This is a genomic window from Streptomyces sp. P5F9 (assembly GCF_057961495.1).
Window position 1 is genome coordinate 1 of record NZ_JBXVPZ010000870.1, and the last position, 1,691, is coordinate 1,691.

At 72.0% G+C, this 1,691-nt stretch carries 2 protein-coding genes; both read right to left on the reverse strand.

Annotated features, from left to right (window positions below; translation table 11 throughout):
- Positions 1–193 precede the first annotated feature (193 nt).
- Positions 194–1,126, reverse strand: coding sequence for an ROK family protein (locus AC31A1_RS51020; RefSeq protein WP_489659849.1), 933 nt, complete (start codon positions 1,124–1,126; stop codon positions 194–196).
- Positions 1,123–1,691: ATP-binding cassette domain-containing protein (locus AC31A1_RS51025; RefSeq protein ID WP_489659850.1), on the reverse strand; the 569-nt coding region annotated here is incomplete at its 5' end. The genes AC31A1_RS51020 and AC31A1_RS51025, both read right to left, overlap by 4 nt.

Genomic DNA, 1,691 nt, shown 5'->3' on the forward strand with positions numbered 1-1,691 from the left:
TGTGTTCTCCAGGGGTGCGGGGCGGCCCAGTAGTCCTACGTGTTCGACATCCCGAACGGAGTTCGGTAAGTCGATCAGAAGGTAGAGATGGGGCGCGTGTGCGTCAATCACACGGTCGCGCTTGGCCGATTCCCGTCGTTCACGTAGGAGTCGGCTGAGGCCCGCCTGTGTGGATCAGCACCCCTAAGGCACCTCACACCCCCGCACCGACACCGAGTTCCGCCCGCGCCCGGGCCGCCGCCCCGACCGCCACCGCGTCACCGCCCAGCCGCGCCGGCAGCACCCGCACCGGGTGACCGCTCACCGGCGGCTCCAGCGCCAACGTCTCCCGCACGGCCGACTCGACCAGCGACCAGGACCGGCTGACACCCCCGCCGATCACACACGTCGTGACATCCAGCAGCCCCGCCGTGATCAGCAGCGCACGGGCGACACCGCGCCCCACCGCCGCGTACACGGCCCGCGCGTCCGGATCGCCCGACCGGGCCGCCTCGGCGACCTCACGGGCCGTGAGCGCACGCCCCGTCCGCTCCCCGTACCGCGCCGCGATCGACCGCCCCGACGCCAACGTCTCCAGATGCCCTCTTCCCCCGCACGTGCACGGCAGTTCACCGAACCCGGGCACATGGCCGATCTCACCCGCAGCCCCGCGCGGCCCGTCGTAAAGGGCGCCATTCAGCCAGAGCGCGCCCCCCACCCCGGTGCCGAGCGTCATCCCGAGCACGTTCTGCGCACCGGCGGCCGCGCCCTTCGCGACCTCTCCGCGCAGAAACGCGTTCACGTCGTTGTCGAGGAACGCCGGTACACCCAGGGCCTGTTGGACGGTCGCCGTCACCTCGAACCCGGCCCAGTCGCGGAAGGAGTCGCTCGCCACGAGGATCCGCCCGGCCCGCACGTCCACGAGCCCGGCCGCGCCGACCCCGACCCCGAGCAACCGGGCGGGCGTACGGTCCAGCAGCAGCCGTAGCGCGGAGAGCGCGGCACCGACCATCGCGGCCCCGCCCTCACTCGCGGGTGTCGGTACCTCCGTCCGGTCCAGGACGTCGAGTTCGGGCGTGCACAGCACGACCTGGGTGGTCGTCCCGCCGATGTCGACGCCGACGACCACCTCCGGGGAGTCCGTCACGCGCCGGCCCCCGTCGCCAACGTCAACCGGCGCTCCCTGCGCTCCCGTTGGAGCACCGGATCGGGCACGGGCACGGCGGCGATGAGCCGGCGCGTGTACTCCGTCTCCGGGTGCAGCAACGTGCTCATGGTCGGCCCCTGTTCCTCGACCTGTCCGCCCCGCATCACGACCACGCGCCCGGCGAACTGCTGCACCACGGCAAGGTCGTGCGAGACGAAGAGACAAGCGAATCCAAGTTCTCGCTGCAACTCGGCGATCACGTTCAGCACGGTCTGCTGCACACTCACGTCCAGCGCGCTCGTCGGCTCGTCCGCGACCAGCAACCGCGGTTCGAGGACCAGCGCCCGGGCGAGACTCACCCGCTGCCGCTGCCCACCAGACAGCTCGCGCGGCCCGCGCCGCGCCAACTCCCGTGGCAGCCGCACCAGTTCGAGCACCTCGGCAACCCGCTCACGCCGTTCGGCGGCACCCATTCCACGCCGGTGCACCCGCAACGGCTCGGCCACGCACTCCGCGACACTCATCCGGGCATCCAGCGAGGCCACCGGATCCTGCAACACCACAC